This is a genomic window from Piscirickettsia litoralis (genome assembly GCF_001720395.1).
Taxonomy (GTDB): Bacteria; Pseudomonadota; Gammaproteobacteria; order Piscirickettsiales; family Piscirickettsiaceae; genus Piscirickettsia; species Piscirickettsia litoralis.
Genome location: NZ_MDTU01000001.1, coordinates 2,720,422 through 2,726,680 on the forward strand (window position 1 = coordinate 2,720,422; position 6,259 = coordinate 2,726,680).

Genomic DNA, 6,259 nt, shown 5'->3' on the forward strand with positions numbered 1-6,259 from the left:
TATGTTATTGCATATTTTATATCTAATCGGTATTTCTGTTGAGGCAAGCTCTGGAGCGTTATCAGCAGGTCGTAAGCACATGGATTTTTTTGGCGTGATTATGATCGCAGCAATTACTGCTTTAGGAGGAGGAACGGTTCGAGATGTTCTCATCGGTAATTATCCATTAAGTTGGGTGGGTCATCCTGAATATTTAATTTTTACAACAGCAGCGGCGGTCATTACGATTTATTTGGTCAGGTTTATCTCAAGACTGTCCATCGTATTTTTAATTTTAGATGCCATAGGTTTAGTGACCTTTGCAATTATTGGTACCGAAAAAGGTTTGGCTTTATCGTTACCTTTTTCAGTGTGTGCGATTATGGGCATGTGCACTGGAATTTTTTGGGGGAGTGATGCGTGACATCTTATGCAACGATGTGCCGCTTGTTTTTCGTAAGGAAATTTATGCGATTGTTGCACTGATTGCTGCGGTGCTTTATATGCTATTGAAACACACCTCACTACCTGAGAGTGCTTCGGTTATTATTACGCTTGTCAGTTGTTTTTCATTAAGACTTGCGGCAATATTTTGGCATTTAGAATTACCAAAATTTAATTATGAGTCTGATTAATTAAAAACTCTGAGAAAACTTTAGCCCCTGATTGTAAAGTGATGTGAATATAACATAGATATAAAATTTAACCTTTAACCCGTTGGTTTTATTTGTTAGTTTGAAATATTGGTTATGAACTTAATGTAAGAGAGAGTTTTATGAGTCAAATACAGGGTAAATGCCACTGTGGTCACAATGAATTTAGTGTGCAAGGCGCGCCTGAATTTCAGTTTGTCTGCTATTGCAAGGGATGCCAAGTATTAAATGGCGGTGGGCATTTATGTGGGGTAATGTTTGATGAAACTAACTTAACACCCTCTGAAAATACACGCACTTATTCATATGATGGCGGCAGTGGTCGCTCGATTATTATACATTTTTGCCCAACATGTTCTACACAACTATATGCTTACCCAACAGAATATAAAGGGAAAGTTGTTGTAAGGGCGAATGTTATGAATGAGAGCTATGAATTTAACCCCCAACAGAATTTATTTACAGAGTCAGCTTTTTCGTGGGATCAACCGAAGGATAAATAATTGCGTATTGTTAGGGAGGCTAACGCTATGCTGAGAAGCGATGGAAAAGATTAGTTCTTCAGGCTAAGCTTATGCCATCTAACGTAGATTTAACTCCCTCTGTTAATTTTCGATGTAAGACATATAATTATTATAATCTTTTTCGAAAAAACTTAAATTCTCAATAAACAGGGTGTCTTATGCAAATATTAATTATTGATGACGAGGAGAGAGTTTTAGACTCATTGAAACGACTCATTTTATTAAAGTATAAAAATGCTAAAATCACTGAGGCTCGATGCGGAAAAGAAGCTGTTGATAGTATAAAAAATCAAACGTTCGATATTGTTATTTCTGATCGATATATGGGAGGGCTTGATGGTGACGCGGTTCTTCGATATGCCAGAAAAATACAGCCAAAAGCTAAACGAATCATGTACTCTGGTTATACTGATGACGAATCTATCCGCTCTGCTATTGAATCAGGTGATATCGAATATTTACTAGAGAAAGGGTGCAGTAAACAAAGTATTCTCGATGTGCTAGAAGAAATTTTCTTATTAAAAGAGAGTTCCTCCTAATTCATATTGCATGACAGAAAAATTATCCATTTTATTGCTAATATAATTTGCAAGATCAGCTTGATTTAACCTATTGGTATTAAAATTAATAAATATTAGGTTAGCCTGATTTATGTTACACTATGCATCACTTTTATTTCGGCGTATGAGCATAATAAGGGGTTCAATCTTAAAATGAAAGATCAATATAATATACTAATTATGAGAGAATCTCGACCTGGTGAACATCGTGTCGGACTTGTCCCTGCATCTGTGGCTTATCTTATTGAGAAAGGGCATCGTATTATTTTAGAAGCAGGAGCAGGACAAAAAGCAGGGTTTCCTGACGCTGACTACCAAGCTTGCGGTGCTACAATACGACCTCAGGCACATGACAGGCAATCTATGCAAGCACTAATGACCGATATTGATCTTATTTTACGCGCTAAACGACCAAATCAAATACGTGAAAACTTAGAAAATACAGAAATCACTAAAGGCACGATTATGGTCGGCGCACTTGATCCGTTTGAGCCTAACTCAAATCATGTCAATGCCTATAAAAAGCAAGGGATTATTGCATACAGCATCGACCAGTTAAACGTTGATAAAGATCACCCGATGAATATCCTCTCGGCAATGAGTAAACTTGCCGGGGCATTGGCGTTTGAAGATGCACTCGCTAAGTTTTCTGGTCATGCAAAAACAGTGATGGTTATTGGCTCAGGCTCCGCTGGGATCTCTGCAATGGACGCAGCAGTCAAGCTGGGAGTTGATGTGACGGTTTTCCTGACGAACCAAGCTGTTGCTCACTCACTTCAGGCTAAAGCTGTTAAGACTGTTGTGTTGGAAAAAAATAATCTAAACACCAACCAAAAAGTTATTGCTGAGTCAGCTAAGCATGCGGATATCATTATCACGACTGCACGTAGTTCTGGTCAAAAAGCACCCGTACTGATTCCAGAGTCGACATTAGACCAGCTAAAACCAGGCACTGTTGTCATTGATCTTGCACTGTCAGAAGGTGGCAATGTAGCAGGTAGCGCCCATGACCAAACCATTGAACGTGATAATGGCGTATTGTTAGTTAATCAAAGTGCTTATCCTAAAGTAACCCCGAAAGAAGCGAGCATTGCTTGGAGCGATGCAAATCAACACTTTGTAGATGCTTTGTGTGATCATACCATGCAGTCAGTGCTTAGTGTTTGCCGTATTAGCTAATACAGTCATGTGTGATAAAATCAAGACACTACAAATATTAGCGATTAGTTGTTTCTTAGTTTCCTAAACTCTCTTTATTTTTAACGCTGAGCATTAAGGCAATATGCTCGCTACAAAAGTTTAAATAGGCTTGCATGGAAGCGCTATCTTGCAAAAAGACATTAGGGTCGAAAGCTGCAGAGAAAATAATTCCGCCAATCATGGTGACGATATATTCAGGCTTGATTGTTGAGTCAATTTGTCCTTGTTGTTGGTAATAGGCAAAGGCATCAATCCAACGCCTGGATTCTGTAGATAGGGTGATACCGAGCCCTTTTTGTTGATGAGATTCCATTCGTTGCCAATTCAGCATGCGGGTCAGTTCAGGGTCAGCTTGATAAAAGTGAAATAAGCGCTGTGTCAGCTCTGAGATAAATTCAGTCAAAGGTAAGCTTGTATCTGGAAGGATATCCGTTTTTTTATTTTCTTTTTCGACGACGAAGGCTTTAACGGCTAACCATAGATTTTGCTTATTAGTGAAGTGGTGAAAGAGCAAGCTGTGAGGAACTTTTGCGCGTTCGGTAATTTTTAATGTAGAGGTGCCAGCGAAGCCATGACGCGCAAATAAGTGTTTAGCAGCTTTGATAATTTTATCACGAGTGCGATCTGCTCGGTGGTGAGGTTTAGGTGATTTTTTCGCTGTTGTCATATGTGTTCCTGTTGACAGTTTTTTGCTTTGGCTATTATACTTGCAAACTATTGAGTAATCACTCAATAGTTGTATGTTTTAATTGCTTTGATTTAAAGGTAAAAATTATGAGTTCAAATATTGCGTTTGCGATATTATTGGGGATTACAGCTTGTTTAGGGCAGTTTGCGTCGGATGTTTATGCACCGGCCATACCTCATATTGCTGAGCTTTTCGGAGTCAGTGTTAATCTAGCTCAGTTCAGTATGCCTATGTATATGTTGGGGCTATGTAGTTCATTACTAGTGTTTGGCACCCTATCGGAAGCCTATGGTAGGCGTCGCCCATTATTGGTGGGCTTAATGCTGATGCTGCTAGGTAGTTTAGTATGCGCTTTAGCAACTAATATCGAGCTATTGCTTGTAGGGCGAGTACTGCAAGGCATTGGTGCCGGTTCGGGTGCTGCGATGTGGCGGGCGATGTTTCGAGATCGTTTTGATGGGGCAGATCTTGCTAAATATGGTGCATATTTAACGATATTGGTTACATTTGTTATCCCTGCGGCACCGATGCTTGGTGGTTTTATTATGCATTTATTGGGCTGGCGGGCTGTTTTTGCCGCCATTATCTTATATGCACTTACCATGTGGTTGGCTGTTTATTTTCTTATTGATGAAACATCTAATAATTATCATAAAGATCATTTAAATATCCATTATATTATAAAAAGTTACGGTAGTATTTTCAAAAATAGCGTGTTTAGTGGGTATAGCTTTTGTGTTTTTTGTTGTTATGGAGCCTATTTTTCTTGGTTTACCGTTGCGCCTGTTTTATTAATTAAACATGCTCATTTAAGTCCTGCGATGTTTGGTTGGTTATGTTTTTGGGGAGGTGCGGTGGCTTTATTTTTAGGTGGACTCATCGGTGGAAAGTTAGTTAAGCGCTTAGGCAGCGTATTTATGTTGCGCTTGGGGTGGAGCCTTATGCTCATCTCAGGACTGTTTTTGTTAATGAGCTATTTTATCTTAGGCTTAACTGTTAGCTCTAGTGTGATTGCAATGGCTTTATTTTATTTTGGTTCTAGTTTTATTTGGCCAAATACCTTTGCGGGTGCGATGCAGCCTTTTGCTAAAATGGCAGGTTTCGCAGGCAGTTTGTATGCTTTTCTACAGATGGCAGGAGCTGTTGTTGTTGGTGCAGCGGCATCATGGCTTGCAAGTGATACGCCAGTTGCACTGGGTTTGGTTTTTGTCTTCTCGGCACTCCTCGCCTGGACTGTTTTTGAAGTTGTTATTAAACCTCAGTTGGCAGCAGGAGAGGCGGAGTGATGGTTTTCTAGATTTAACAAAAGACTTTAAGGAAGTGATGTGGATGAGATTGACCTTACCCCTTAGAGCAATGCTATTGGAAATCTAGTACCTTCCTGCAAAGAACCACCGGATGGCCTGCATTATTGGGTTGAACATTAGTAAGTCTAAAACAAAATAGTTTATGAATATTTTCCCTTTGTATGTGTTATTATGCTGCAATAATTTAGACATAGGGAATAAAAAATAATGAATAATGGTAAGCCTCATATTCGAGAGATTCTAAGCTCATTACACCAAATCACAGGCACACCTTGGCGAGAAGTCCATGATCAGACGACGATATGCCTCGCTTTCAATACAGATTTAACAGATCATGCAGTGCATCCGACTGAAAAAAGTATGTGGCCAGTGAGAACGCGGTTTGTGGCTCCGATTGCTCATGATAAAAAGGGTTGTCATGAAAGTTGGCGGAGTAGTGTTAAGCATTTTTTTGCAGAGGCGTTTGAGAATGTAGGACGAGCACGTTTACAAGAAAACCAAGCAAGAATGGAGTTTGGTAAACAGTTCACATCTTCAATAACAAGTGGGCTTCACGAAGTTAATGGATTCGTAGATAGGCATCAGGCTGGGGTGTTAATTGCTGCTGGAATAATACTTGTTGCTGCAACACCTTTTGGCTGGGCGCTTATTGGAGTGAGTGAAGCTATTGAAGGCACAGCAATATTGGCTGATGCAGTTGTTTCTATTCGAAGCGCTGAAATTGGTGAAACTTTAGGTTCCCAAAGCAGAAATATATTTTACGGATTAAAAGAGTATGTTATTGGAAACTCAAGAATTGCGGCAGTAGGTGCTGGTCCGACATCAATAGTGGTTGGTAATTGGGAAAAAAAGCCAAGGTGAACCATTCTTTGAACGTTTGTATGATACATCTATGGGAACAGCCGGTAACTTAGGAACGGGTATGGCATTAAAAGCCTTGGGTTTGGCGGCAGATGCTTATGTTTTGACGGGTTCGATTGAAGAAGCAAAAGAGCCTATCGCTAAATTAGCTAAAGTAAAAACTTTTATCGATTACTGGCAAAAGCTAAGAGGTGCTGGGTTATGATGAATATTTTATATATTATTGGCACTATTTTCTGGGTTGCTGTTTGTATAGGTATTATGGTTGGGATTTACTATTACGAAAAAGCAGCTAAACAAGCGAAAGATCGTTTGATCAAGAAGCATAGGGATAAGAAAAATGTTTGAAATAGATTCATATTGTAATTTACGCCAAGGTTTTAATTTCGACCGCAACAATCAAAGCCGTATTATGCACGTTAAAAGCCTCACAATCGGCACAGTTACGCTTAATCCTGATTTTGCAGTAATAAACCCCATGACAGGC

10 protein-coding genes are annotated in these 6,259 nt (G+C 39.4%); 9 read left to right on the forward strand and 1 reads right to left on the reverse strand.

The annotated features are described in order from the left end of the window. The first annotated feature begins 1 nt into the window (after nucleotide 1). From BGC07_RS13455 to BGC07_RS13470, 5 genes are all read left to right on the forward strand, one after another. The gene (locus tag BGC07_RS13455; protein ID WP_268801673.1) at nucleotides 2–403 is read left to right on the forward strand and encodes a trimeric intracellular cation channel family protein; all 402 of its coding nucleotides are present in this window, start codon (nucleotides 2–4) and stop codon (nucleotides 401–403) included. After that, entirely contained in the window at nucleotides 396–614 is a 219-nt protein-coding gene (locus BGC07_RS23435) for a trimeric intracellular cation channel family protein (RefSeq protein WP_268801674.1), read from the forward strand. The genes BGC07_RS13455 and BGC07_RS23435 overlap by 8 nt, the downstream gene beginning before the upstream one ends. A 140-nt stretch (nucleotides 615–754) precedes the next feature. Next, nucleotides 755–1,135: a GFA family protein gene (locus tag BGC07_RS13460; RefSeq protein WP_069313518.1), complete on the forward strand. Its 381-nt coding sequence runs from the start codon at nucleotides 755–757 to the stop codon at nucleotides 1,133–1,135. A gap of 179 nt (nucleotides 1,136–1,314) precedes the next feature. Further along, complete coding sequence (locus tag BGC07_RS13465; RefSeq protein WP_069313519.1) at nucleotides 1,315–1,695, forward strand: response regulator; 381 nt, start codon at nucleotides 1,315–1,317, stop codon at nucleotides 1,693–1,695. A gap of 174 nt (nucleotides 1,696–1,869) precedes the next feature. Beyond that, nucleotides 1,870–2,895 (forward strand): Rossmann-fold NAD(P)-binding domain-containing protein, encoded by a 1,026-nt coding sequence (locus tag BGC07_RS13470; RefSeq protein ID WP_069313520.1) that lies wholly within the window; start codon nucleotides 1,870–1,872, stop codon nucleotides 2,893–2,895. Nucleotides 2,896–2,950: 55 nt separating this feature from the next. Here the strand turns inward: BGC07_RS13470 and BGC07_RS13475 are convergent, their stop codons facing one another. Beyond that, a complete protein-coding gene (locus BGC07_RS13475; protein WP_069313521.1) occupies nucleotides 2,951–3,583 on the reverse strand; it encodes a TetR/AcrR family transcriptional regulator in 633 nt (210 codons plus the stop codon). A 107-nt stretch (nucleotides 3,584–3,690) separates the two neighbouring features. Between BGC07_RS13475 and BGC07_RS13480 the strand changes: the two genes are divergently transcribed. The 4 genes from BGC07_RS13480 (at nucleotide 3,691) to BGC07_RS20750 (ending at nucleotide 6,120) form a co-directional block, all read left to right on the forward strand. Beyond that, nucleotides 3,691–4,890: a multidrug effflux MFS transporter gene (locus tag BGC07_RS13480; protein ID WP_069313522.1), complete on the forward strand. Its 1,200-nt coding sequence runs from the start codon at nucleotides 3,691–3,693 to the stop codon at nucleotides 4,888–4,890. 228 nt (nucleotides 4,891–5,118) lie between these two features. Beyond that, nucleotides 5,119–5,772, forward strand: coding sequence for a hypothetical protein (locus BGC07_RS13485; protein WP_069313523.1), 654 nt, complete (start codon nucleotides 5,119–5,121; stop codon nucleotides 5,770–5,772). A 31-nt stretch (nucleotides 5,773–5,803) separates the two neighbouring features. After that, nucleotides 5,804–5,977: a hypothetical protein gene (locus BGC07_RS20745; RefSeq protein ID WP_158006944.1), complete on the forward strand. Its 174-nt coding sequence runs from the start codon at nucleotides 5,804–5,806 to the stop codon at nucleotides 5,975–5,977. Next, nucleotides 5,974–6,120, forward strand: coding sequence for a hypothetical protein (locus BGC07_RS20750; protein WP_158006945.1), 147 nt, complete (start codon nucleotides 5,974–5,976; stop codon nucleotides 6,118–6,120). The genes BGC07_RS20745 and BGC07_RS20750 overlap by 4 nt, the downstream gene beginning before the upstream one ends. Nucleotides 6,121–6,259 lie beyond the last annotated feature (139 nt).